We start from the raw sequence: 26,055 nt of genomic DNA on the forward strand, positions 1-26,055 counted from the left end.
GTCGCGTAGAGCCCGTGCGGCCGACGTGCGGAAGCTGTCGTTCCGAGATCCTTGAACTCTCGGCTCGCGCGAACGCGCTCCCTAATGTTCCATTGCTCGCAATGGGCAGTGCTGGCGAGATACTCGGCAACACAGCCCTATGCCTGTTCTTCCGAGGCCGGCTTGACGGTGAGCGAATGCGTAACGCAGCTGTGAGGACCCGTCAGTTGTCGTTTCAGCTGGGCTTCGGTCAACTTCGACAGCCTGTCGGCGAAAGGCGCTATCACGAGACCATTGGCGGCAAATTGCCCTCCCCTTGTTGCGCGGTAGCAGCATGCGTGTCGGGGAAGGAACCGTCTCCGGCCCCCATTCATCGCTGAGCCGCGCCGTACCCGCCGCCACCGGAACTTGTCCACGTCCAGCGCTTACGGTGCGGGTATGCCGGCGTCGAGCAAACAGAGAGAGGTTTGGGCCCAACCAGGGCGGCCGGTTACCAAGTTTTCCTCGTCCGCTTGAGTGTGAATGTTCGGGTCGATCGTCTGGGCGCGTCCCCGCCGCCTGCGAGCCCGCTACTGCTCAGCGGAAGGGCGAAGTGAACGTGAATGCATCCATTTCGTAAATGTGTGTCTATCCAAGCAATCGATTTCTCTAATTACCCGATGGGCAATATGAACGCGTCAGGCAGGGTGCATCATTAGGAGTATTTTTCGATGGCAAACATTATCGAGGGTAGCCGGGATGCCGAAACACTCCTCGGCACCAAGGGTGAAGATTGGATGGAGGGTTTCCAGGGCGGTGACTGGATTGACGGTCGTGGCGGCAACGACGAGATCTCGGCTGGCCCGGGCAGTGACCGAGCCCTTGGCGGCGAGGGTAACGACCGCATCTTCGGCGGAGATGGCTGGGACGATCTCTCCGGCGACAACGGCCGCTTCAACGCGCGCGTCTCCGGTGAGGACAATGACAGGCTCAGCGGCGGTCCCGGCCAGGATGTCCTCTACGTGGGTGACGGCCAGGATACGTTGACCGGGGGCACCGACAATGACACGTTCGTGTTCCAGTTCCACAATCCGGTGCCTGGGGTCGATCCGAGTGTCGGGTCGAAGCCGGACATTACCACTATCACCGATTTCAACCCGGCGGAGGACAAGTTCGCCTTCGATGCGGTGGGCCTCTACAACGACGGTTTTGGCGCGAACTTCGTCAACAACGCCAGCATACAGTCCGGCTACCCGGTGAGCAGCTTCTACAGTGGCGCGGCCTCGGGTGCGAACGGCGAACATGTCGTGGTAATCACTGGCGAATCTTTCAACTCTGCTAATGAGGCAGCGAGTGCGATCTCCGGCGAGCACGCCGGCGACATCATTGTCTACCAAAGCAGCTACACCGACAGAGTCGCAACTCTGGCCTATGTCACCGCCGACGGCAGCGCGCACGAGTTCGCCCACCTGGGCGGTGTGGTCACCGTGGCCGACCTAGGCCTGACCGCGTCGGACTTCACCTTCGTTTGATCCAGAAAACCGATACGGAACCGCGCCCCGCCCCCCTGGGCGGGCGCTTTCCCGTTTCCGCTACTTGCCATGGGCCGGGGCGGCCGAGGGGCGCCCGGGAGCAGTTGCAGCGTGGATAGCTTGACGAAGCCCTGCGCGTCGCGCTGGTCGTGCACCGAAATCTCCTGAAAGTGTGGAGGCGGAAGCCTGTCCGGGCCCTTGCGGCCGGCCACGATGACGTTGCCCTTCCAAACCTTCAGCCGGACGGTTTGTTGACCCGCTCCATTAAATGCCGGGACCAAACATATTCGGCGGGAGCACTGATCCTGAACCAGCGAGCGGATGCAGTCGGTCGCCGGTCGGGGAGCAATATGGGGCTGAGTCGCCAGCCTCCGGAACTTACGTGAGAAGCCATTCCTTGAAGGATTCAGCTTTGAGACCTTTCCCTCTGAGTTCCGCTATTTGGGGCGTTGTGTTGATCAGCGGCGCGGTCAACGTGCTTGCGCTGATCTCGCCGCTGTTCATGCTTCAGGTCTATGACCGCGTTCTGGCAAGTGGCAGCGTATCGACGCTGGTGGGGCTCGTCGTGCTTGCTGCGGGGCTTTATGCGTTCCAATGCCTGCTCGACATTTTGCGCGCCCGCGTGCTGCTGCGGATTGGCGAGCGTTTCGATGGAGAGTTTTCCGGACGCGTTCACGATGCGATCGTTCGCCTTCCGCTTTCAACGCGCATGCCGGGCGACGGCTTGCAGCCGCTTCGCGATCTCGACAATGTTCGCGGCTTCTTGGGTGGAAACGGTCCGACAGCGTTCTTCGATCTGCCATGGATGCTGTTTTATCTTGGCATTTGCTTCCTCCTTCATTTCTGGATCGGCATGACGGCACTTATCGGGGCGGTCGGCCTCACATCTCTGACACTCCTTGCCAACACTCTCTCGCAACGGCCAATAAGCGATACCGTTGCCCACAACATGGCACGCAATGGTCTGCTGCAAGCAGCGCGTTGCAATGCCGAGGTCGTGCAAGCTCTCGGCCTTGGAAAGCGGATCGCTGCCCGATGGCAAAAGGCCAATGCCAAGTATCTGGCCGCCAACCGGAAAGCTGGGGACGTGGCAGGTGGGCTGGGTGCCATTTCAAAATCGCTGCGCGTGCTGCTGCAATCGGCCATTCTTGCCGTCGGCGCGTACCTTGTCATCAGACAGGAGGCTACGGCCGGGGTTATGATTGCCAGTTCGATCATGATGGGGCGTGCGCTGGCTCCGGTCGATCTGGCCATTTCAAGCTGGAAACCTTTCCTCATGGCGCGCCAGGGTTGGGCGCGGCTGGAGGACCTCTTGGAAAAGGTTCCTGAATCCGCTCCTGTTATGCCAATGCCTGCACCTGAACGCGAACTGCGCCTCGAAGGCGTGACAATCGTTCCGCCCGGCGAAAGGAAGCCGACCGTGACCGGCCTTGCGTTTGCCATTCAGGCGGGAAGCGCACTCGGGATCATCGGTGCATCGGGCTCGGGCAAGTCGACACTCTCGCGCGCCATCGTCGGCGCATGGGCGCCGGTCGCCGGAAAGGTTCGCATCGACAGCGCAAGCCTCGATCAATGGGACCGGGAAGCACTAGGCCGTCATATCGGCTATCTGCCGCAAGGTGTTGAACTGTTCGACGGCACCATTGCCGAAAACATTGCTCGTTTTGAAGATAATCCTGACCCTGAGGCTATTGTCGCCGCGGCGAAAGCAGCGGGCACGCACGAACTGATCCTCCGATTTGAGCACGGCTACGAAACTCCGATCGGTGAGGCCGGATCGGCACTTTCCGCCGGGCAGCGCCAGCGTATCGGTCTTGCCCGTGCTCTTTATCGAGACCCTTTCCTTGTTGTGCTGGATGAACCCAATGCCAATCTCGATGCGGAAGGCGAGGCTGCGGTCGTTAAGGCGATCGCCTCCGTGCGCGAGCGCAAGGGCATTGCGGTTGTCGTCGCCCATCGGCCGAGCGCCATCCGCGCCGTGGATTTGGTGTTGGTGATGGAAGGTGGACGGCAGCGAACATTCGGTGCGCGTGATGAAGCACTTTCCAAAGTCCTGAAGGGGACAGCGATGGCACGAGGCGCTGGCGTCAAGGCCATCGAATCTACACAGGATCATGTGGGAGAGCGCGCTGACATGGAGGATCCCGGTGTCCGGCATTCATCAGAACAATGACGTTTCCAGCTCCATTCGCCGCCACCTGGTGGCGGGCCTTCTGGCGAGCGTAATCTTTGTGGGAGGAGCCGGAGCCTGGGCGGCCTTCACGAATCTCTCCGGTGCGGTTGTCGCGTCCGGACACTTTGTCGTCGATTCCTATGTCAAGAAGGTGCAGCACCCGACCGGCGGGGTGGTGGGAGAAATCCTGGTGCGCGAAGGCGATAAAGTGAAAGCCGGCGACATCCTCATGCGGCTCGATGCCACCCAGACGCGCGCCAATCTCGCCATAGTCACCAAGCGGCTCGATGAGCTCGCCGCCTACCAGGCAAGACTCGATGCTGAACGTGACGATCTCGCGGAGATCGCCTTCCCGGACTGGCTGCTCGTCCGAAGAGATGTTCCGGACGTAGCTTCGGCAATACATAGCGAGACGCTGCTGTTCGAATTCCGCAGACAATCCCGCGACGGAAAGCAGGCGCAACTGGCGGAACACATTACTCAATATCACCACGAGATCGAAGGATTCGAGGCGCAGGAAATTGCCTGTGAAAAAAGGATCGAGGTTCTCCTTAAGGAAATTGCTGTTCTGAGTGGGCTGCGCGACCAAGGCATTGTCTCGGACCAACGGTTGAACAGCCTGAAGATCCAGGTTGCCACTTTCGGTGGCGAACGCGGTGAGAAGATCGCACATCAGGCACAGACAGCAGCCCGCATAGCCGAAACGCGCCTGCAGATCCCGCAGATCGATCAGGATTTCAAGACCGAAGTCGGCCAGGAGCTCAGAGAGGTTCAGGCGCAGATCGGGGAGTATGGTGAGCGCAAGGTGGCGGCTGAACAGGAACTGCGACGGATCGATATCGTCGCGCCGCAGTCAGGCACCATTCAACAACTCGCAGTTCATACGCTAGGCGGAGTGATTACGCCCGCCGATCCGATCATGCTAATCGTGCCGGAAGGCGACGATCTTGCGCTGGAAGTACGGATCACCCCGAAGGACATCGACCAAATCCAGCTTGGTCACAAGGCCGTGCTGCGGATGTCAGCCTTCAATCTGAGAACCACGCCGGAATTGAACGGATATGTCAGCCGGATCGCAGCCGATCTGGCGACGGACGAAAAAAACGGCATTTCGTATTACCTGGTGCGTCTATCGGTTCCGCATGCGGAACTGACGAAGCTCAAGGACCTGACGCTCGTGCCCGGCATGCCGGCCGAAGCGATGGTCCAGACGGGCGAGCGTACGGCGCTTTCCTATTTTGTGAAGCCGCTGTCGGACCAAATCAGTCGGGCATTCCACGAGGAATGATAGTAATCCACAGAAATATATTGTTGGTATTTATGTTGGTTGTTCGCAGGCTACGTGGGTAGTAACATCCTGAAAGTACTGGCATACTTTCCTCACTTGGATTCCGCCTCTGGGCACCATCCCCTCTTCTCCCGACACTCCGTTTAGCCGAACCGTCTACGCTGCAGCTTCTGCAAGCGACTGGAATTATTGATCTTTTGCTGTCGCATTGCGCATTTAGGCGTGACAGAGAGCGCTTCGGGCGCATTTGATCCAACGAGGCGGGGGGATGGTATTTCCGTTGGTATTCGACATCCTGATGGTATCGAAACAGCCAAGGGAGACCTGACGAATGGCCCTATCCGACGTGAAATGTCGAAACGCCCGCCCTGCTTCCAAACTCGCGAAATTGTCTGACGGGGGCGGGCTGCAGCTATGGGTACAGCCCACGGGCTCTCGCCTCTGGCGGCTCGCCTACCGCTTTGACGGCAAGCAGAAACTGCTCGCGCTGGGCAGCTATCCCCTTATCTCTCTCGCCGAGGCACGGGAGGCGCGCGATGATGCTAAAAGGCTCCTGCTAGCTGGCGTCGACCCTGGAAAGGAACGCAGCTTGCGGAAGGCCGATTCGGCAAAGGACTCCTTTCGCTCAATCGCGGACGAATATGTTGACAAGTTGAAGAAGGAGGGACGTGCCGACCGGACGATCAGCAAGGTCAAATGGCTGCTCGACTTTGCCTATCCGATAATCGGCGACAAGTGCATTCGGGAGATCGAGCCGGCCAGCATCCTTACCGCCCTCCGTCGCGTGGAGGTTCGCGGTCGGTATGAGTCGGCCAGGCGACTGCGCTCCACCATCGGCAGCGTGTTTCGATACGCGATCGCGACCGCACGCGCCGAGACAGATCCGACCTTCGCCCTCAGAGGCGCACTCATCAGTCCGAAGGTAACGTCTCGCGCCGCGATTACCGATCCGAAGGCCTTGGGCGGTTTGCTGAGGGCGATCCATGCATTTGACGGACAGCCTACAACCCGAGCCGGTCTGAAGCTGATAGCGCTGCTGTTTCCCCGCCCAGGCGAGCTTCGCGCCGCGGAATGGGAAGAGTTCGATTTTGAAAGCTCGGTGTGGACGATCCCTGAAGCACGCATGAAAATGCGACGGCCGCACCGCATACCCCTATCAAAGCAAGCGATCAGCGTCCTGACTTCACTGAGAGAAATCTCTGGTGATGGATCGCTGCTGTTTCCTAGTGTTCGATCGGCTTCGCGTCCGATTTCCGACAATACCCTTAACGCCGCACTGCGTCGTATGGGTTACAGCAAGGAAGAAGCTACCGCGCATGGTTTTCGAGCAACGGCATCAACTCTGCTGAACGAATGCGGCAAGTGGCATCCGGACGCCATAGAGCGGCAGCTGGCCCACATTGAGAACAACGACGTTCGGCGCGCCTACGCCCGGGCAGAGCACTGGGACGAGCGCGTGAAAATGATGCAATGGTGGGCCGACTATCTGGATGAACTCAAGAGCAAAAACCCGCGGGTGATCTCAATCGAGGGACGCCGCAAGCCAACGCGACCATCCACTTTGAACCCAACAGCGGCCGTTCACCAAACGCCGATGCAAATCTCTAACCGCCGGAAATCATACTGACCGTCGAAAAACGCCGAAACTCGCGCCAAATCGTCGGCCCGGAGGATCAACTTTCTCTCCGGGGAATCAATAAGGTTCGTGAATGATGACGGTTGGCCGAGAGCGGACTGGACTGGCCGCTCTTGGGCAACGTTCGGCGGGAAGCTGCCGTTCTGCAGCCGACCCCATTCCCGTCATTCAAGATGCCGGATGGCCGGTTCCGAAACCGGCCATCTACCCGGCCCGGGGCCGCGCTACTAGAGCGAGAATCCCTTGGGCAGTGTGCGGTCCGTCCGTTTCGCCGGCATTAGTCCGTGGATCCGCTATCCCCGCCCGACTTTCACCTCCACAACCTCCAGGGGCTCCGCGGCGGCTTCCTCTCCATAGATCCGGGACAAGCTCTTGATGCGCGTCGCGATCGCGTCGACGAGGCGAGCAACGATCTCATGGATGATCCCCTCTTGGCGAAGCTCTTGGGCGCACTCCGATGCCATATCGGGCATCACCGCGAGCTGATGGCGGATCGTCCGCACCGTGTACTCGGCGCCGACCTTTGCTGAGGACGCACAGCGCCCCCAGTGGCGCGGCATGATCTCGTCGATCGGGTAGACTCTGTCGATCTTCATCGCCAGTTTAAGGTCGCGCATCTCAGCTTGGATCTCTCCCTCGCCGAGGTGCGGCAGAATGGAGGAGATGTCGTAGAGCGGAGCTAGGCGGGCCTCGCCCTGGGCACCGAGCAGCATCGAGTAGTTCTTTGCATGCGCGTCCGTGCCGGCGATGATCCAGTTGAAAACGTTCGCGGCCATGAAGGTCTGACGGTCTTGGACGGGGTCGAGGGAGGCCGACAGCACCTTTTTGGAGATCGTCGTGATACCTGGCCCACCCTGGTTCTCGTACTTTAGCGTCGGCATCACCGACAGGGCCTGGCACATGTCCTCCTGATGGATGCGGATGGTCTTGCCGTCGATGTTGCGGCGGTCGTAGCGCTCGAGAACGATCGCCTTTTCGCCTGCAAAGTCGAGAACCTGGCTGTGTGCAGCGTCCATGCCGAGCTTGCATGCAAGCTGCAGGCAGAAATGCTCGTTCTCAGTATGCCCGTGCAAGTGCGGCAAAGGCGGCTTTAAGATGTGTGTCGTGGGCGTGTCGCCTAGAGGAATACCCCAGCGATTGCTGCCCGTGTCGAAATGGAACGCCGTCTTTGCCTGCGCACCAGCGAGACTGAACTGACCAGGATCGCCGATTCGCCGGGTCGCTGCACCATCCTTGCGCAGATCGCGCAGGCGGTCGCCGATCTGCGCCTCGGTGAGCAACTCCACGTTCTCGCCGCGGGAAATCTGGTCGCCACGCGAAAGGAACTGGACGGCGCCGGCGCAGTCGCGGCCGACATTCTTGAGCAGGGCAAACGGGTTTCGGGTGGAGACCTGGAACCTCTGCGCCCATCTGGCGAGGGTCTGCTCATTATCCGGCAGTAGGCCCCAGAGGAATGCCTCGACGACCTTGCCCTCGTAGGTCCTGGTGATCGTCGGCATGGACAGGGAGAGCGGGATCGCCACCCGGCCTTCCATCCATGCCTCGTGATAGGAGAACGAAAGCTTGCCGCCCTGCAGGTGGTGGAGCCCCCCAACCGGTCTGCCAGCGATATAGACGTCGAGGGTGTCGATCGGGTTCATCATGATCATCGTCATCTAGAGCTTGTAGGGAATCTCGTCGTCGTCATCGTCGACATGCCGTTCATCGGCATTATGATGATGATCAGCCGACGTCGGCGCCGGCGGGATCTGAAAGTCCATCTCCACACCAAGCGTGGTCAGCGCCAGCAGCACGTTGCCGATCTCGGCGCTGGGCTTGCCGTTCTCGATCCACGACACCCACGTCTGCGTCGTGTTGATCATTTTGGCCAAGGCAGCCTGTGACAGGCCGCGCCGGGTGCGGGCCTCCTTGATCAGGATTCCAATGTCGCGAGCTGTTCTGATCTTCATGGCGTATACGATTTCTGTATGAGCTAGCCTGATATAGGCTCGTATATGACGGGTGTCAATATACGTCACTATATCAATTTAACGCTATATAGGTTCACATATCGGCGACCTTCATATACTAACCTATATAAAATCATTGCGCCACGCAACAATGTGCGATCGACCTTTCGCTACGGTACAATCGAGAATGACCGCTGGTCGAGAACTCAACAACTTGTCGGGGCCGGGAGCGGTCTGGTCCGCTATTCAATTACTGTTGGCGAGAAGCTGTCATTCAGCATCCGGTCTGGCGGCATCGTGACAAGATCGATTCCGAAGAGAACGAGGCCGGCCGCAAGAAAAAGCCACGGCTTTTATGCACTTATTGTCTAGCAGGCTTAGTTGTTCCCCTGAAACTTGAATCTCCCTCAGACTCAGTGTCTTCTCAGGGTAACCGCTGGGAATTAGACATGCCTTCAGGCTCGTTTCAACACCGCGTCTGGCAATGGATTGTCGCGTGCTTTCCGACGCCGGCGCACCTCGATGTACAGGAGCGCAATCATCGCTTGCTTGAAGAGGCGCTCGAACTCGCTCAGGCGAATTCCTGCACAAAGGAGGAGGCACTCGAACTGGTGGAGTACGGACCGGCGGCAACGCGGTAGGATCAAGAACCTAGCGTGCTCCAAAACGACACCAAGCGCTAACCGTTGTCCAGTGTGGAAGATGATTGCCTTCGTGGTTTCTCCGACGCGCCGGCGCCCGGCAGACCTTCCTTTCTGGCCTTGGCAAACGCCCGGTCGCCTTCCAGGAACCCGACCAGCATAAAGGGGATCAGTTCCGCCACCGTTTCGGACTCGCCATAGGTCTCACGGTAAAGTGCGGCATAGTCGTTGAGTGCTTGGCTCAAGTCGGCGCCAACGGTGATGGTGATCTTCGAAGGTGTCCGGTCCGGAAGTTTTCCGAGTTTCAGGTTAGCCATGAAGTCCTCCTGTTCACCCCGTGTATGGCCGCAACACGAGGTCCTTGTGCACGATGACGCGCAACGGCCAACCAGGGCGCACGGTGATCGTGGGTTGGACGTTCAGGTTCTTTTCAGTGATCCGTTGGCCCGCTTGACTGACGTTCTGCTGGGTGGATTCACGAATTGCCTTGACCAAGTCGCTTTCATTTTCCCCAAAGCTCAACTCGGTACCAACCCCCAGCAATGTGGCCACCGCGACGCCCTTGATCAACTGCCAAGTATGGAAATCCACCTTGTCCTCGAGCCCGGCGTAGCCGGCCGCGTCGGTCACGGGCAGATTGTCGATTTCGATCGATGAGCCGTCCGGCATCACAATGCGTTGCCACACCAACAGAGCGCGCCTTTGGCCAAAGGCTACAACGCTATCGTAGGTGCCGATCAGCCGGGAGCCCTGCGGGATGAGCAGGATGCTGCCGGTGACGCTGTCGCGCACATTCTCGGTAACCTGCGCGACGACGAGGCCGGGCAGATCGGAATTGATGCCGGTGATCAGGCTTGCCGCAATCACGCTGCCGGCCATGATCTGATACGGCGAAGCCGGCGTCTGCAGTGCATGCGGGTTGTAGATCCCGCCGGTGTTCCGTTGATCGATGAAATCGAGCTTGCGCTGTTGGTTGTTCTGGTCGCCCTCAGCCGGCGCGACGGAAGCTCGCTGGCCTTCAGTGTCTGGCTGCGGAGACGCCGTCTCGAAAGGTGAACGTCCGCCCTGCCCATTGCCAAAAGCTTCCGTCTGCTGGGGCCGGTTTTCGACGCGGAAGAGGACTTGCGACTCGCGCGCCTCAATCGCTTGTTGTGCAAGCCGCTGCGCCTCGGCGGAAACGTCTTGCCCAGGGGCGATGCCAAGCTGGCGCTGGTGCTCGAGAATAGGACGGCCGAGATCCCCGGGCAGCGGCGGTCCAAGCACCGGAGCCTTCGGCTTGCTCCCGGAATAGTCCTTGGGCAGCGATTCAAGTCCCTCGGCGGTCGGCTTGCGGTCCGTGCTGTAGAGCTCTTCGGCCTGCTGTTTCAGGCGCAATGCGGGTCCCCGCAGCGCCATCATCGTGACGCCAAAAACAGCGCCGGAACCAACAGCAGCGATCGCGACGATTATGCCGCGCCTGAACCGCACCGCTCGGCGGGGCGAGGCTCGCAGCTGCAGCTGTTCGGGATTGAGCTTCGGCGGAGCATTCGGATGGGAAGTATCGGTCATGAGCCTCCCCTCACCTGCCAAAACGCGAAAACAGCGAAACCCGGCGCGGCGGTTGCTGACCGTCGGTTCTCGTAATGCGCACCACCTGCTGCTGTTTGGTGCCCAGCCTTAGCTCGGCCGCAGCAAAGAGGCGATCGACGATGTAGTAGTTGCCGCGCATGCGATAGTTGACGAGCTGGTTGTCCCCGTCGGCTCCGACGATGAAGAGCGGCGGCGCCTCACCTTGGTCGATACGGCGCGGGAATTCGATATAGACCCTGCTGCCATCATCAAAGGCGCGCGTCGGTCTCCACGGTGGCGTGTCGCCGGCGATCGAATAGCGGAAGCGGATGTTTTCGAGTGCTACGTTCGAGGCCGCGGGCATTTCAGCCTCGGCCTGAGCGTTGCGCCGCCGAAGCGCCACGAGTTGGTCTTCGCTGTAGGTCCAGGAGATGGCCGCCATGGCGGTCTTCTCCGTGCTTTGAAGCTGCAGGTGATAGGATCGGCGATCCGTCGTGATAACCAGATTGGTGGCAAGCCCCGGCGCGAATGGCTTCACCAGCACATGAGTGCGCTGGTCATCGCCTGAGCCACTAACGGTGTCACCGATCACCCAACGGACCGTATCGCCGGCTGAGACCGAGGTCAGCTTCTCGCCCCGCTGCAATGAGATATCGGTGACGCGCTCCGGCGCGGCGTAGAGCTGGTAGAGCGCGCCGTCGGCAAAGGGGTAAACCTGCACCGCATTGACATAGCCAAACTTGGTGGGTTGTTGCGTCGCCGCCTTGTTGGCATCGGCGACCTGTTCTTCCGGCGAGCGCTTATCTGGGGCGGGCTTGCCGGGTCCGGGCATCAACTGACCAGGCAACGGTAACGGCTTCGGCACTTCCACGACCTTGACCGGCTTCTCCGGCGCCTTCTCGATCGCGGCTGGTTTGAAGTCCTCGTGGTCATAGGAAATCTGAGGCGGCGGCACTGGCTTCGAGGCACAGGCCGAAAGAACCGCAGCAGACGCCGACAGGATCAAGGCAGCACGAAGCAATGGGGCTCTATTTGTCATTGGCGGGCTCCTTAGGGGAAACGGGGGTTGGCGCGGCGCTGTCGAGCTCGCGCGACCAGTCGATGGCGTTGATGAAGACGCCGAGCGGGTTCTTGCGCAGCTGCTCGGTTGTCCTAGGCGGGCGGATGAGGATGGTGAGGATCCCGATCCAGCGCGTCGTGCTGGCGAGGCTGCCGCGCTCGAACACCTGCTCGGTCCATTTGACCTGGAACGAGCTGTCGGAAGCCCTGACCACGCTGGTCACCTGCACTGACACGCTGCGCGTGCCGATTTGGCCGAAAGGGTCGTTCGCCTTGGCATATTCGTTGAGGAAGAGCGCCGCTCGGTCGGTGGCAAAGTCGTAGGCCGACAGCCAATTCTGCCGCACCAGAACCGCATCGGTGGAAACCGAACGAACATTCTGGATGAAGCGGCTGAGATGCCAGGCGATCTGGGCATCGTCGGGCTGGTAGTTTTGGACTGCCGGCGCGACCGCGTGCGCCTCGCCAAAGCGGTCGACCTCGACGACATAAGGCACGACGCGGCCCTGCATCGACTGCCACAGAAGCCCACCGGAAAGCCCCGTCGTCAGAGCCAGGCAGCCAAAGGCCATGAAGCGCCAGTTCTTGGCCTGGACGCGCGCCGTGCCGATGCGCTCATCCCAGAGTTGGCTGGCCTTCTGGTAGGGTGTTACGGGTTCGGGCGTCTTTCCATAACGCTGAACGGGTCGCTTGAAGAGCATCTAGTCTTCCTTGTCATTGAGGGAGGGATTGGCGCCGCTTCCGCCCCGATCTCCATCGCGCACCGCCTGCGTGGCAGCATTGCGATGGGCGCGTGCGGTCTGTTCGGAACGCAGACGCCTTACCCAGACCGGCGCAGGGTCAGAGGCTGCAGCGGGCGAGGTTCCTGTCTTTGACGCGGTCGGCATGCCGCCGGTCGCGGTCCAGCCGGCATCGCGACCGGCGTCGGCACTACGGCGGAATGGTTCTGCTGCGGATCGCATTCCCCGCATCGCGGCGCCGCTAGCGGCACTCGCAACCCCCTGCAGCCCAGCAGCTACCCCGGACAGCCCGGACTCGGGCGATGTCGCGCGCCCCGTCTGCCAAGCGACGGTGGCAGCGGACCCCATGGCGGTGCCGGCACGGACTGCGGCGAGGCCGCCGCCTGTTGCCATGCGCGCGCCGGCAAACGCAGCGCCTCCGGCAACGAGCGTTGATCCAGCTGCGGCCGCCGTTGTTCCAAGTGCCGCGCCGGCTCCAAGCTGCGGCGCGCCGGAAACAAGACCCGAGGCAATCCCGGGGCCGAAAATGCCGAGCCCAAGCAGCGCCAGCGCACCCAGCACCTGAGACATGGCCGCCGCCAGGTCCGGCTCCTGGCCCTGCAGGGCGGAAGCGAACTCGCCAAAGAGCGTGGAGCCGATGCCGACGATGACGGCAAGCACCATCACCTTGATGCCCGACGAAATCACATTGCCGAGCACGCGCTCGGCCAGAAACGCCGAGCGGTTCCAGAGCGCGAAGGGCACCAGAACGAAGCCGGCCAGCGTGGTGAGCTTGAACTCGAGGATGGTGATGAAGAGCTGGATGGAAAGAATGAAGAAGGCGATGAGGACCAGGAACCAGGCCAGAAGCAGCACGAAGATGGTGAGCGCGTTACCGAAGATCTCGGGGAAGCCTACTAGCTGGCTCGCTTGATTGAGGAGCGGCCAGGCGCCCTCGAAGCCGGCCGCGGCAATGCGGCCTGGCCGCAGGAGACTGTCGGCGGACAGGTTGCCGGCCGATGCGTTGATGCCGAGACCGGCAAAGGAGCGGTAAATTATGTCGGCGAGGTTCTTGAAATTGTTCAGGACGAAGGCGAAGGCGCCGACATAGAGCACTTTGCGAACAAGCCGGCCAAGAATGTTGGGCTCGCCGCCGAACGCCCAGACCAAGCCCGCGAGCGTGATGTCAATGCCGATCAGAATGGTGGTGAGAAAGGCAACGTCGCCCGAAAGCAGACCGAACCCACTGTCAATGTAGCGGGTAAAGGTCTCCATGAAGCGATCGATGACTCCGAGGTCGTTCATGTCGCCGCCTTCCTCCGTTGTCTTGAAGAACTGCCGATCAGTTGCCGGGATAAGCCGTGCCGGTGCCCAGGAAACGCTTCGTCGTCTCGCGAGCGGCTTCCTCGGACTGCGCCTTGCGCGCCGCATCCTCGGCCTCGGCCCGGAACTGGGTCGCAAGCAGCGTCTGGATCTGCATCTGCTGCTTGGTCGAAAGCGCGATCAGCTGATTGGTGGCCTGGCTTGCCTCGAGGGCACCTGCCGCGCCCTGACTGCGATGGACGAGGTCGGTAAGCAGGTCGCCATCGGCCTGCACGTTCTCGACGATCTGCGACTGCGCGCTCATGGTCTGGCGGAACGCCTGCATGGCGCTCTGCCAGCGCTCGCGCGCGGCGCTCGCCACATCGCTGACCTTGATGGTGGCGTCGTAGCTTTCCGGATATTGCCGGCGCCACTGGTCCTGCAGCTTATCGAGATCGAAGCTCAGGCCGCTCGCCTGGGTCATCAGACCGTCAATCCGTTGGAGCGAGCCGGTAAGCTGGCCCACGGAAGAGAAATCCAGGCGCTGAAGGTTGCGCGCCATGTTCTGCAGCATGGTCGCCTGGTTCTGAAGCGACTGGATTTGGTTGTTGATCTGCTCCAATGCGCGTGCTGCCGACAGCACATTCTGCGTATAGTTGGACGGGTCAAACACGATGAGCGCATAGGCCGGCTGGACGTAGTCAGCCATCGGTTTGGCGATCAGGGAAACGGTGACCAGGCTAGTAAAAAGGCGGCGTCCGATCATGACGATTGCTCCTTGTTAGGTTGAGGAAATTGCTGGAGAAGCTCGGCAGCCCAATCCAGGCCGCGCGCACTGAAGAAACGGGCGGCAAAGCTGCCTCGCCCTTCTTCGGAAAGAATATTGTCGATCAGGGTCTGCGCGGCCGGGTCGGAGGCGCCGCAAAGCGCAAGAGCGATCGGGCCTAGCCCGAGCTCGAAAAGGCGATTGCCGCGGCGCGACTGCAGATAGTAGTGGCGCTTCGGCGTGGCGCGGGCGACCAATTCGATCTGTCGCTCATTAAGACCGAAGCGCTCATAGGCTGCCCGTGCCTGCGGCTCCACCGCACGATCATTGGGGAGAAAAATGCGCTGCGGGCAGCTCTCGATGATTGCGGGTGCGATAGAAGAGCCGGCGATGTCGGCAAGCGACTGCGTCGCGAAGATGACGGAGACGTTTTTCTTACGCAGCACCTTAAGCCATTCGCGGATGCGGGCGGCAAAGAGCGGGTGGTCGAGATAGACCCAGGCCTCGTCGAGCATGAGCAGCGTCGGCCGCCCGTCAAACCGGTCCTCAAGACGATGGAACAGATAGGTGAGCACAGGCAGCACAGCGCCTTGGCTGTGCATCAGCTCCTGGGTCTCGAAACACTGCACATCCGAGATGGCCAGCCGGTCGTCATCGGCATCGAGCAGCCGGCCGAATGAACCGTCGAGCGTGTAGGGCATCAACGCCGATTTGAGCGCATTGGACTGAAGCAGGACCGACAGACCAGTCAGCGTGCGTTCCTGCGCCGGCGCGGTGGCGAGGCTGGTGAGCGCCGACCAGATTGCCTCCTTCACCTCCGGGGTGACGGTGACATTCTCGTGGGCAATGAGGCCGGCGATCCATTCGGCCGCCCAGCTCTGTGTGGCCGGGTCGTCGATGTGGCGCAGCGGCTGGAAAGCAAGCGCACCATTCGCACCCAACGCATGGTGGTCGCCGCCCATGGCAAGCGCGGCGGCGCGGGCCGAATTGCCTTTGTCGAAGACATAGATTTGCGCGCCAGCGTAGCGCCGGAACTGCAAAGCGATCAGGGCAAGCAGAACCGACTTGCCGGCACCGGTCGGCCCGACAATCAGCATGTGGCCGACATCGCCGATATGGGTCGAAAGCCGAAACGGCGCCGAGCCGCTGGTTTCGGCGAAAAGAAGCGGCGGAGCGTAATCGCCGGTGACCTCGGCAAGATGCTCGTTCTCCGCTGGACCTGCCCACACGGACGACAGCGGCATGAGATGGGCAAGGTTAAGCGTGTGAACGAGCGGCTGGCGAACGTTGGCGTAGACATGACCCGGCAATGAACCAAGCCACGCTTCGACGGCATTGATGCTTTCGCGAATGGTGGTGAAGCCGAGCCCGTTGACGATCCGCTCGACGGCGCGAAGCTTTTCCGCGGCGGCTTTACGGTTCTGATCCCACACCGTCACCGTTGTGGTGAGATAGCCGAAGCCGACATGATCGCCGCCCAATGCCTGCAGTGCTGCATCGGCATCGAGCGCCTTGTTGTCGGCGTCGCTGTCGACGAGAGGCACCGGTTCGTTGGTCACCACCTCGCGCAGAATAGCCGCGATCGATTTGCGCTTGGCAAACCACTGTCGGCGGAGCCGAGTCAGCGTCTTCGTGGCTTCCGCCTTATCGAGTGGAATGAAGCGCGTCACCCAGCGATAGGCGAAATCCTGGTTATTGAGCGCATCGAGGATTCCTGGCCGGGTGACGTTCGGAAAGCCGAGAACTGTCAGCGTGCGCAGATGCTGTTCGCCCAGCATCGGCTCTAGGCCGCCGGTCAGCGGCGCGTCAACCAGGACGCCGTCGAGATACATTGGCGTTTCAGGCACGGCAACGGGATGACGGCGGGTCGAGATCGTGCCATGCAGGTACGTCAGGCTCTCGGCATCGTCGAGCGCGCGCACCTCGGGCACGAAGCCCGAAAGAAGATCGAGAACGCGGTCAGTCTCGTCTCGGAACCGGGCAAGCTCCTGGCGCCAGTCTCTTTCCCCTCCCAAGTGATGCGAGTCGACGAGAGCACTTTCCGCGCGCGCTTGGCCATCGGGCCCAGGCAGGAAGACCAAGGTCAGATGATAGATGCTCTCGAAATGCGCGACCTTGCCCTCGAAGGCCGCGCGCCGTTCCTCATCGATCAGCCATGAGGCAGCATCGGGAAGGGCCGAGCTCGGATAGCCCAGCGCTTCGATGCGCTCGGCCTCGAAGAACAGCGCCCAGCCAGAGCCGAGCCTTCTCAGCGCATTGTTTGCCCGCGCGCATATGCCGATAAGTTCGGCCTCCGTGGCGCTTTCAAGGTCGGGGCCACGAAACCGCAATGTCCGTTGGAAGCTGCCATCCTTGTTGAGCACGATGCCGGGCGCGACGAGTGCTGCCCAGGGCAGATGGTCGGCAAGCCGGTCGGCTTTGCCGCGGTATTCGGAAAGCTTCAGCATGCAAGCCAGCCCTTCTGACGAAGATGACGGACAAGTACGCTGGCAAAGTCCGGGTCGCGCCGTGCGGCAAAGACCGCGAGCGTGTGGCCGGCGATCCAGAGCACTAGACCGCCAATCCACTGCTGCAGGCCAAGGCCGATTGCGGCGGCCGCGGTGCCGTTAAGGATCGCCACCGCCCGCGGCGCGCCACCGAGCAGGATCGGCTCAGTCAGCGCCCGGTGGACGGGCACCTCGAAGCCTTGGATATGCTTCTCTCCCATGGCCATCAGACGAGCGCCCCGCCACCAAAGGAGAAGAAGGAGAGAAAGAAGCTCGAGGCCGCGAAGGCAATCGACAGGCCAAAGACGATCTGGATCAGCCGGCGGAAACCGCCGGCCGTGTCGCCGAACGCAAGGGTAAGGCCAGTGGTTATGATGATGATCACGGCAACGATCTTGGCCACCGGCCCCTGCACCGATTCCAGGATCTGCTGAAGCGGCTGTTCCCAGGGCATGCCGGAGCCGGCAGCGTGAGCCTGGGCCGTGAGAAGAAGCGCGACGGCGGCGGACGAAAGAAAGCAAATTTTCTTGCGCATGAGATGACCTTTCAAAGCTGCTGGAGTTGCGGAAGAGTGAGCTGGCCAACGGCGTAGTCGCCACTGCCGTCGAGGCCTGTGACCTCGGCAATCGCGTCTATGCGGCGCGACGATCCGCGTCCGGCGATGAAGACAATCAGGTGGACAGCATCGGCGATCAGCCGGCGGGGAACGGTGACGACCGCTTCCTGGGCGAGCTGCTCGATCCGGTAGAGGGCCGAGCGCGCCGAACTGGCGTGGACCGTGGTGATGCCGCCGGGGTGACCGGTGTTCCACGCCTTCAGCATGTCGAGCGCTTCCGCGCCTCTGACTTCGCCGACGATGATGCGGTCGGGCCTCAGCCGTAGGGTCGAGCGTACGAGATCGGCAAGTGTGACGGAGCCCCGCCTCGTCCTCAGCGCAACACAGTCCTTGGCCGCGCATTGCAGCTCGCGGGTGTCCTCAATGAGGATCACCCGCTCATCGCATTCGGCGACTTCTGCCAGAAGAGCATTGGCAAGGGTCGTTTTGCCCGATGATGTGCCGCCGGCGACCAGGATGTTGCGCCGCTCGCGTACCGCCTTCCTCAGGACATCAGCCTGCAGCGGGAGCATGATGCGATCGGCGACATAGTTGGCCAGCGTGTAGAGTTTTGCTGCCGGCTTGCGGATGGCAAAGCATGGCGCCAAGACGATTGGCGGCAACAGGCCCTCGAAACGCTCGCCTGAGGGTAGTTCGGCACTGACGATTGGGTTGTCCGCATGCGCCTCGGCGCGCACGTGAGAGGCAACGAGGCGGACGATGCGTTCGGCCTCGGAAGGATGCATATGCACGCCGGTATCGACCCGGCCTTCTCCCAACCGGTCGAGCCGCAGCGCGCCGTCGGGGTTGACCATCACCTCGATGACGGTCGGATCGGCAAGGGCCTCGGTGATCGCGGGGCCCATGGCTGTGCGCAGCATGGCGCGGCGGCGGTGGTCGGCTGCGGGATGAGAGCTCATCCTTCGCCTCCATTGCCATTGCCATTGCCAAGCGAGCGCGTCCCGGAGGCGATCTGGCGACCGACCTGCTCGACGAATTTGTCAAAGCGCTCTTGGGCAATCGCCTGTGTCGCCCGATCCGGGACCGGCGTGTGGGAATGAAGCGTGATCGAAAAGCGTATGAAGAGTGCGAGGCTCTCCAGGATCACCTCGACATCGGTTCGGATATGGTCGAGGTCGCGGGAAAGACGGTCGAGACGCCTGCCATAACGATTGTCGAGTTCGTTCTCGCCACGCCGCTCGATGAAGGCCTCGACCGCTTTCGCAACGATCGCCGATTTTGTGGTCGACGGGTTGCGGCTGAGCGTTTCCAGCTTCTCGCTTAACGCGGGTTCGAGCAGAAACTGGTGGCGAATGCGATGGGGCTTCATGGGGCTCGTTCCGACTGGCCGGCGCTGATGCGCCGGCGGCGGGAACGAACATCGCCGATATCTGAAAAATCGCTTATGGGCGTTATCTACGCTGAGATACGCCTGAGCTGCGAAAGCGCTTTTAGAAGCCGGGGATGATGTCCTTGTCGTCGCCCCTTCCCTCGTTGATACCGTAGGCGCTGGCTGCGGTGGAAACCCGGTCCATGACGCGCTTGTCTGCGAGTGCCTCGGCGTCATCGTCCGCCAGATTGAAGAGGTCGTCTTGATCAGGCTCCTGACAGACGACGACGTGGTCTTCAGGCAGGCCGGGATGACGCTGCTGTTGCACGCCGCCGTCTTCTTCGATTGCCGCGCCGGCGTTTTCGTCATCTGCAGCGAGACGGCGGTCAACACTGCGGACTAGTCCGCTCCAATCGTCGGGGCGCGACGCAGGACAGTCCGCGTACAGACCGTCGCGCAACACCGGCGCCGGCAGCACCCGTTCGGTGAAATTCTGGTCCTCGTAGTAGCGGAGCTTGTTCGCACGGATCGGCGGCAATCCTGATATCAGCACCAGCTCGTCCGAAGGCGGCAATTGCATCACCTCGCCTGGTGTCAAAAGCGGTCGCGCAGTTTCCTGGCGGCTCACCATGACGTGCGAAAGCCAGGGTGCCAGCCGATGGCCGGCATAGTTGCGCATGGATCTGAGTTCCGTCGCTGTACCGAGCGCGTCCGAGATGCGTTTGGCCGTGCGCTCGTCATTGGAAGAAAAGGAAATCCGCACATGGCAATTGTCTAGAATGGCGTTGTTCTCGCCATAGGCCTTGGAGATCTGGTTCAAGGATTGAGCGATCAGATAGGCGCGGATGCCGTAGCCTGCCATGAAGGCAAGCGCGGTCTCGAAGAAATCGAGGCGTCCGAGCGCCGGGAATTCGTCGAGCATCATGAGGAGTTGATGCCTGCGGCTCTTCTTCGGGTCACCCTCCAGGCGCTCAGTCAGCCTGCGGCCGATTTGATTGAGCACCAGTCTCACCAGCGGCTTGGTGCGCGAGATGTCCGACGGCGGCACGACCAGATAGAGCGACATCGGCCGCTCGGCATCCATCAGGTCCGCAATGCGCCAGTCGCAGGTCGATGTTGCCGCGGCCACTGTCGGATCACGATAGAGCCCGAGAAACGACATCGCGGTCGAGAGCACGCCAGAACGCTCATTTTCCGACTTGTTCAGCACCTCGCGCGCTGCGGAGGCCACGACCGGATGGACCTGGGGCTTGTCCGTCGTGCCGAGGTGATTGGTCGTCATCATCCGCTGCAGCGTCGCGGCAAAGGAGCGTTGCGGATCCGACAGGAAGGTGGCGACCCGGGCGAGCGTCTTTTCCTCTTCGGCATAGAGCACGTGCAAGATGGCGCCGACCAAGAGTGAGTGACTGGTCTTCTCCCAATGATTGCGCCGCTCGAGCGCACCTTCCGGATCCACCAAGACATCAGCGATGTTCTGGACATCGCGGACCTCGTTCACTTCTTTGCGCACCTCAAGTAGCGGATTGTAGCGTGCTGACCTCGGATCGGTCGGATTGAACAAAAAACAGTACGAGAACTTCGACCGCCAGCCGGCGGTCAGCTGCCAGTTCTCGCCTTTGATGTCGTGAATGACGGCCGAGCCGGTCCAGGAAAGAAGCGTCGGAACAACCAGTCCAACACCCTTGCCCGAGCGCGTGGGAGCAAAGGCCATTACGTGCTCCGGCCCGTCATGGCGAAGATAGCGGTCCTTCAGCTTGCCAAGGAAAACACCGGCTGGTCGAAACAGCCCTGCCTTCTCGATCTCCCAAGACGCGGCCCATCGCGACGAGCCATAAGTGGTGACTAGGCCGCGCTGCCGCGCACGCCAGAGGGAGCCAGCGATGGCGGCCGCGCAGCCCATGAAGCCTGTGGTGGCCGCAAGCATCCCGGCCGTGTCGAAGACCTCGGGCGCGTATGCGTCGAAATGGAACCACCACTCGAACAGTTGCCACGGCTTGTAGATCGGCCATCCGGCTGCGACAAACCATGGGGGTCCGAGTTGCGGCTGATAATCTAAAGTTTGGGCGCACCATTGAGTCGCTGTCCATACGCCGAGAATGACGATGGCGAACACAATGACTATCTGACCGACAAGGAGCTTCGTCGGTGTCATGGGCGCAGCCTCCGAGTTTTGTTAAACGGAAGCAGGATGGCGTGACGTTTCAGAATATTGAAGATACCCAATATACGCGCCCGTGCGATGCAGTGAACGTTGCAGGCTTGGAAGATTGGGGGCGCCAAGAAATTGTCATCGCGAAGGCACGAGCGAATGACTTGTATTGGGCCGTCAGCAGACCGGCAGGCTTTCGGCACGCTAATATGGAAAGCTGCCGTTGAACCTATAATGGGTGCTAGAAAGCTTCGCGCTCCACTCGGTCGTTTTTGGAAAGCTCCGCGAAGTACCGCTCTGCTCTGCTCTGCTCTGCTCTGCTCTGCTCTGCTCTGCTCTGCTCTGCTCTGCTCTGCTCTGCTCTCGAAAAATTAAGCATAGTTTTCCCATTCTTCCCAATATTTTTTCCCATTCGGGCAACCTTAGTTTTCCTACTTGCTGCTACCAATTGACGGATATCCGGCAACAAGCTGAAAGGATGGGCCGGCTGGCTTGCTGCCTTGTTCGCCGGAGGAATGTGGCACGAATGTCGTGGTGTGCAGGTCGACCCGAATGGACCGAAGCCAGCACTGTATCATGACGGGCAGGACGATAAGCTCGACAGTCAAAGACACTCTTTGTACGAGAAACGCTCGGTCGATCCGTCCGTTCTCACCACCCAGAAGCACTTGGTGCCGTAATCGGCGCTGCGCACCATGAAGTGGTCCACGCCTGAACCTGTCTTGGAGGCGGAATCGGGGTGCCTAGCCAGCAAGGCGCGCAGAAGCGCCTCATCTTCATCCGCGACGCGCTGCCCGGGAGGATACCTCTGCAGCCTCGCCCTGACATGGAGCAGCGCATCGCCCTTCTTGGCGAAATCCCTCCCGGCCAATTGCAATGGTATCGCCTTCGCCATCCGTTGCGCTCAATCCTTTGGTTGCGATTTGCGATCATAAAGAGATAATCAGCGATCGACAGGGGAATCGATGCCGCTCGAACTGAAGATCACCAAGGCCTATCCGAACGATTTGGCCACCGACTGCTGGCGTGGTCTGGTGATAGACGACCATGCCGAGTTCGACTTATATCTGCGCGGCCCGGTCTGGGAGCGCGTTACCGATGCCGCCTTCGAAAAAGAATTCTCCGCTGATTTGGATGCCTTAGCCACGACAGGCATGGCCAGTGACACCCTAAGCGCTCTGCTGGATGCGACCGTCGAGCCGCTGGATTGGGAAATCGGCGAGGCGATGGCCGAATGTCTATTAATGGACGAGCACGGTGCCGTGTGGCCCTGGAACGAGAACCGCGATCGAAAGACGCCGAAGGCGTCGCTGCCCGGCGCCGATATCGTCGGTTTCCTCGGCAGTGGACCGGACAGGGTTTTCCTATTCGGCGAGGTGAAGACTTCGTCGGACAAGGACAATCCGCCCGGCGTCATGGCCGGCAGAGGCGGTCTTGCCCACCAGATCGATGCACTTGCCAATCACAAGGATGCGCAGAACACGCTTCTGAAGTGGTTGTACGCCCGTTGCACAACCGCCGAGCTGATGGCGATGTTCAAGGTCGCAGCGGCGAAATACCTTAGCTCGGGAGGCAAAGACTTCGCCGTCGTGGGCGTGTTACTACGCGACACTCCTGCACATCGCGACGATCTGCGTACCCGGGGCACAGCTCTGGAAGACGGCACCGGCAGCCCACGCATGCGCCTCGATGCCTGGTACACGCCACGTCCTATCGCCGATTGGCTCTCCATCGCCAAGGTGTCGCCAGCATGACATCATGGATGATCCAGGCACTGGGCGACGAACGACGTCGGAGGGTCGATGTCGCTGTTGGCGAACACCTGTTGGCCGATGTCGGCTTCGAGCCCAATGACCAGCCGGAGGACTACAGGTTTACCGCGAACGGCTACGGCCTGGCCGTCCATGCCCTGCTGGGCGATGTAGAAGCCGCTGGCGAATTGCGCGAAACCGCCGAGATGGCATTCGAGGCATCGAGAGCATCGGACGTTCCAAAGAACACCGAAGCACGGGCACTGCATCTGCTACAAGCCGCCTGCTACGGCGTGCTCGGCGATCGCACGCCCGACGTGTCGCGGTATCTGCGCACCCATGCGCTTCCTCCCGAACCGGATGAAGCTGCGAACTGGGGTGCTAGGGTGCGCCAGAGCGTCTATCGACTTTGGCTGCTGGTGCTGCGCAAGGACGGGTGGGCGGATCTGGACGCGGTTCTGGCTGAGATCGTCGGCCTGCGCGAGGCGCAGAAATCCGGAGAGGCACAGTTCTTGGAGACCTCCGATACACCCCGCTCGGATGCATGGCAGCTCATGGCCTCCTATCACCTGTCCAAGGCCGCAGAGCTGCTCGCCACCTATTCGGCCCAAGGTTCGGTGGCTGGCGGGTTCAACATCCGTGAGCAGCTGCAGGCGCAATTCGATCGCAGCCAGATCGCCTGCGAACGAGGCGAACTGATCGGCTTGCACGCCACCGTCCGGCTCCTGTCCGAGACCGCGGAACGGATGGTTGCCAACAGCATCTGGTCAGTCACCAGAGGCGCCAGCGCTCGCATCGCTCGTTTCGTCGAGAGCATGGCTGCGAGGACCAGGGACAAACCCGTCTTCGAGATGCTGCCGCCCCAGCGCATCGCTCTTCGGGATCAGGGACTGATGAATTCGGGCGCGCGTTCGGTGGTCCTCAGTCTGCCGACGTCGAGCGGGAAGACCTTCATCGCCCAGTTCCGTATCCTCCAGGCCCTCAACCAGTTCGAGGCCGAAAGGGGCTGGGTCGCCTATATCGCGCCCACACGCGCCTTGGTGAATCAGGTGTGCGCGAAGCTTCGCCGCGATTTCTCGCCGCTCGGGATAGTCGTGGAGCGCGTCAGCCCTGCCCTCGACATCGACGGCGTCGAGGCCGAGCTGCTGGCCGACAAGGACCCACGGACGGCTTTCCGCGTGCTGGTCGGAACGCCCGAGAAGATCGACCTCCTGCTGCGCGGCGGCTGGGAGGCCAAGATCGGCCGTCCGTTGACGCTGGTTGTGGTCGACGAGGCGCACAATCTATCGAACAAGGGCCGCGGTCTGCGGCTCGAGCTAATGCTGGCCACGATCAACCGCGAATGCAGAAACTCCCAGTTCCTGCTGATGACGCCTTTCATCGAGAACCGCGGCGAAGTCGCCAGATGGTTGTCGCCGGACAGCTTCGCGGACATGACGGTCGAGTTCAACTGGCGCCCGAACGACAGGGCAATCGTCATCGCACAGCCCTCCAAAGCGGAGCGCGCTGGCGACTACGAGATATCCCTGCAGACCATCCACACATCCAAGTCCACGATAAAGATCGACCACCTCGTTCCGCTCTGCTCGGGGCGAGAGCTGGGCCTGACTTGGTCGCAAGTGCGTCCTTCCCTTTCCAACGTCGCCGCCGTCACCGCCAGCTGCCTCAATCGTCGTGGACCGGTCATCGTTGTCGCCGGAAAGGTCAAGGACACCTGGGGCCTGGCCCGCACGATGGCCAAAGATCCGAAACTGGCCGAAAAGCTGGAGCAGCGGCCTGGATCCAAGGACATGTCCAATATCGATTTCGTCGCAGATTTCGTGGCAGAGGAATTCGGTAGGGATTTCGAACTCATCGGGCTGCTGAAGAAGCGCGTCGGCCTGCATCACACCGGACTGTCTGACGACACGCGCGTCCTGATGGAATGGCTGATGGAGCTGGGCGAGCTCGACACCATGGTCGCCACCACCACCATCGCGCAGGGTCTGAACTTCCCGGTCACCGCAGTGGTGATGGCATCCCACCAATATCCCTATGGCCTCGACATGCCGCCCGAGGACTTCTGGAACTTGGCTGGACGCGCTGGCCGTGCCGACCAATCGGGCACCGGCGTGGTGGCATTGGCCGCGACAACCGACGATAGGGTGGCGCTGCTGTCCGACTATGTCGGACGAAACGTGTCCCACCTGAACTCGACACTGATCGACATGGTGCGCTCCGCCCTGGCCGCCGGATCCCAGCTCGAACTCCACACGCTCTACTACATGAAGGAGTGGTCCGCGTTCCTGCAGTACCTGGCCCACTCGTACCGCCAAATAGACGACCATGCCACGTTCGCCAGCCAGATCGAGCAGGTGCTGCGCGGCAGCTTCGGCTTTCAGAAGCTGCGTCGCGAGGATCAGACCGTGGCGAACAGGCTGGTCGCTGCGGTGACCGACTATGCGGCGATCATCCGAAACCAGCCACTTTCTCTGGTGGACACCACCGGTTTCTCCTGGGAAAGCGTCAGCCGTGCCTTGGCCGGCGCGCGCGCTGCAGGCATCGATTCCAATTCCTGGGATGCGTCGACCCTGTTCACCGCGAACGATCGCACGCTGCAGAACGCCTTCGGCGTCCTTCTTCAGATCCCGGAACTGAAAGCGGAGTTGGCCGAGGTCACTGGCGGCGGACGCGGCAATGGCGACCTTCTCGCCCGCATCGTCAAGGATTGGGTCAACGGTGCTTCGTTGGCCGAAATGGCCAACGAGCATTTCCGGGGGCCCAACGACAGTCCGACCGATGCCATGTCGAAGGCGTGCCGGCTCGTATATGGCAAGATGACCTCCACAGCCTCCTGGGGACTTTCGGCTATCCAGAGCCTGACCATTCGCGACGGGCTCGACAGGATGACAGAAGAGGAGCGGCGCACCTTCCGCAACCTGCCTTCCCGAATCTACTACGGCGTTAATTCCGACATGGCCATCGACCTGCGCCTGATGGGTGTACCGCGCAACGCCGCCCAACCTCTTTCCGACCATCTCTCGAGGCAGAACGTCGGCACCGGCATCAAGTCGATGCGCGCGGCCCTCGAAGGCCTGAGCGATGCCGATTGGCATACTGCGGTGGGTGCCGCCGGGCCGACCTATCAGAAGGCCTGGAAGATATTGGAAGGCCTCGCCTGATTAGGACGCAAC

22 protein-coding genes are annotated in these 26,055 nt (G+C 61.2%); 7 read left to right on the top strand and 15 right to left on the bottom strand.

The window, feature by feature from the left end:
• Positions 1-689: 689 nt before the first annotated feature.
• The 4 genes from NKG99_RS10210 (at position 690) to NKG99_RS10225 (ending at position 6,578) form a co-directional block, all read left to right on the top strand.
• Complete coding sequence (locus NKG99_RS10210; RefSeq protein WP_352866959.1) at positions 690-1,490, top strand: calcium-binding protein; 801 nt, start codon at positions 690-692, stop codon at positions 1,488-1,490.
• A gap of 397 nt (positions 1,491-1,887) precedes the next feature.
• A complete protein-coding gene (locus NKG99_RS10215; protein WP_352554106.1) occupies positions 1,888-3,663 on the top strand; it encodes a type I secretion system permease/ATPase in 1,776 nt (591 codons plus the stop codon).
• Positions 3,638-4,951: an HlyD family type I secretion periplasmic adaptor subunit gene (locus NKG99_RS10220; protein ID WP_352675652.1), complete on the top strand. Its 1,314-nt coding sequence runs from the start codon at positions 3,638-3,640 to the stop codon at positions 4,949-4,951. Before NKG99_RS10215 ends, NKG99_RS10220 begins: the two co-directional genes overlap by 26 nt.
• A 331-nt stretch (positions 4,952-5,282) precedes the next feature.
• Positions 5,283-6,578: a tyrosine-type recombinase/integrase gene (locus NKG99_RS10225; RefSeq protein WP_023735753.1), complete on the top strand. Its 1,296-nt coding sequence runs from the start codon at positions 5,283-5,285 to the stop codon at positions 6,576-6,578.
• Between the two features lie 302 nt (positions 6,579-6,880).
• Here the strand turns inward: NKG99_RS10225 and NKG99_RS10230 are convergent, their stop codons facing one another.
• Complete coding sequence (locus NKG99_RS10230) at positions 6,881-8,242, bottom strand: type II toxin-antitoxin system HipA family toxin (RefSeq protein ID WP_352866962.1); 1,362 nt, start codon at positions 8,240-8,242, stop codon at positions 6,881-6,883.
• Positions 8,243-8,536 (bottom strand): helix-turn-helix domain-containing protein, encoded by a 294-nt coding sequence (locus NKG99_RS10235; protein WP_023735755.1) that lies wholly within the window; start codon positions 8,534-8,536, stop codon positions 8,243-8,245.
• A 449-nt stretch (positions 8,537-8,985) separates the two neighbouring features.
• On the opposite strand from NKG99_RS10235, the gene NKG99_RS10240 reads away from it, so the two are divergent.
• Positions 8,986-9,177, top strand: coding sequence for a hypothetical protein (locus NKG99_RS10240; RefSeq protein WP_352866965.1), 192 nt, complete (start codon positions 8,986-8,988; stop codon positions 9,175-9,177).
• Positions 9,178-9,215: 38 nt separating this feature from the next.
• Here the strand turns inward: NKG99_RS10240 and NKG99_RS10245 are convergent, their stop codons facing one another.
• The 13 genes from NKG99_RS10245 to NKG99_RS10305 all read right to left on the bottom strand — a co-directional run bounded on the left by NKG99_RS10245 (position 9,216) and on the right by NKG99_RS10305 (position 22,026).
• Positions 9,216-9,494 carry a DUF2274 domain-containing protein gene (locus NKG99_RS10245; RefSeq protein WP_023689356.1) on the bottom strand — a complete coding sequence of 93 codons (279 nt, stop codon included), beginning with the start codon at positions 9,492-9,494 and terminating at the stop codon, positions 9,216-9,218.
• A gap of 13 nt (positions 9,495-9,507) precedes the next feature.
• Positions 9,508-10,725 (bottom strand): TraB/TrbI/VirB10 family type IV secretion system protein, encoded by a 1,218-nt coding sequence (locus NKG99_RS10250; RefSeq protein WP_352866969.1) that lies wholly within the window; start codon positions 10,723-10,725, stop codon positions 9,508-9,510.
• A 10-nt stretch (positions 10,726-10,735) separates the two neighbouring features.
• Positions 10,736-11,764, bottom strand: coding sequence for a P-type conjugative transfer protein TrbG (gene trbG / locus NKG99_RS10255; RefSeq protein ID WP_023735757.1), 1,029 nt, complete (start codon positions 11,762-11,764; stop codon positions 10,736-10,738).
• Positions 11,754-12,485: a conjugal transfer protein TrbF gene (gene trbF / locus NKG99_RS10260; protein WP_023724108.1), complete on the bottom strand. Its 732-nt coding sequence runs from the start codon at positions 12,483-12,485 to the stop codon at positions 11,754-11,756. Before trbF ends, trbG begins: the two co-directional genes overlap by 11 nt.
• Positions 12,486-13,808, bottom strand: a complete 1,323-nt coding sequence (trbL, locus tag NKG99_RS10265) for a P-type conjugative transfer protein TrbL (RefSeq protein ID WP_352866972.1) — start codon at positions 13,806-13,808, stop codon at positions 12,486-12,488.
• Positions 13,809-13,845: 37 nt separating this feature from the next.
• Positions 13,846-14,571 carry a P-type conjugative transfer protein TrbJ gene (trbJ, locus tag NKG99_RS10270; protein ID WP_023735759.1) on the bottom strand — a complete coding sequence of 242 codons (726 nt, stop codon included), beginning with the start codon at positions 14,569-14,571 and terminating at the stop codon, positions 13,846-13,848.
• Positions 14,568-17,018, bottom strand: a complete 2,451-nt coding sequence (gene trbE / locus NKG99_RS10275) for a conjugal transfer protein TrbE (protein ID WP_352866975.1) — start codon at positions 17,016-17,018, stop codon at positions 14,568-14,570. The genes trbJ and trbE overlap by 4 nt, the downstream gene beginning before the upstream one ends.
• A complete protein-coding gene (locus NKG99_RS10280; RefSeq protein WP_023735761.1) occupies positions 17,012-17,284 on the bottom strand; it encodes a VirB3 family type IV secretion system protein in 273 nt (90 codons plus the stop codon). The genes trbE and NKG99_RS10280 overlap by 7 nt, the downstream gene beginning before the upstream one ends.
• Positions 17,284-17,592, bottom strand: coding sequence for a TrbC/VirB2 family type IV secretion system protein (locus NKG99_RS10285; protein ID WP_023735762.1), 309 nt, complete (start codon positions 17,590-17,592; stop codon positions 17,284-17,286). Before NKG99_RS10285 ends, NKG99_RS10280 begins: the two co-directional genes overlap by 1 nt.
• An 11-nt stretch (positions 17,593-17,603) precedes the next feature.
• Positions 17,604-18,572 (bottom strand): P-type conjugative transfer ATPase TrbB, encoded by a 969-nt coding sequence (gene trbB, locus NKG99_RS10290; RefSeq protein WP_023735763.1) that lies wholly within the window; start codon positions 18,570-18,572, stop codon positions 17,604-17,606.
• Positions 18,569-18,982 carry a hypothetical protein gene (locus NKG99_RS10295; RefSeq protein ID WP_023735764.1) on the bottom strand — a complete coding sequence of 138 codons (414 nt, stop codon included), beginning with the start codon at positions 18,980-18,982 and terminating at the stop codon, positions 18,569-18,571. The genes trbB and NKG99_RS10295 overlap by 4 nt, the downstream gene beginning before the upstream one ends.
• A 121-nt stretch (positions 18,983-19,103) precedes the next feature.
• Positions 19,104-21,134, bottom strand: coding sequence for a conjugal transfer protein TraG (locus tag NKG99_RS10300; protein WP_352866977.1), 2,031 nt, complete (start codon positions 21,132-21,134; stop codon positions 19,104-19,106).
• Positions 21,135-21,735: 601 nt separating this feature from the next.
• Entirely contained in the window at positions 21,736-22,026 is a 291-nt protein-coding gene (locus tag NKG99_RS10305; RefSeq protein ID WP_023735767.1) for a DCL family protein, read from the bottom strand.
• Between the two features lie 70 nt (positions 22,027-22,096).
• Here NKG99_RS10305 and NKG99_RS10310 point away from each other — a divergent pair, with 70 nt between their 5' ends.
• The gene (locus NKG99_RS10310; RefSeq protein ID WP_050591500.1) at positions 22,097-22,885 is read left to right on the top strand and encodes a hypothetical protein; all 789 of its coding nucleotides are present in this window, start codon (positions 22,097-22,099) and stop codon (positions 22,883-22,885) included.
• A complete protein-coding gene (locus NKG99_RS10315) occupies positions 22,882-26,043 on the top strand; it encodes a DEAD/DEAH box helicase (protein ID WP_352866979.1) in 3,162 nt (1,053 codons plus the stop codon). Before NKG99_RS10310 ends, NKG99_RS10315 begins: the two co-directional genes overlap by 4 nt.
• The last annotated feature ends 12 nt before the right edge of the window (positions 26,044-26,055 follow it).

Origin of the sequence: Mesorhizobium sp. M1409 (assembly GCF_040317535.1) — a bacterium.
Taxonomy (GTDB): domain Bacteria; phylum Pseudomonadota; class Alphaproteobacteria; order Rhizobiales; family Rhizobiaceae; genus Mesorhizobium.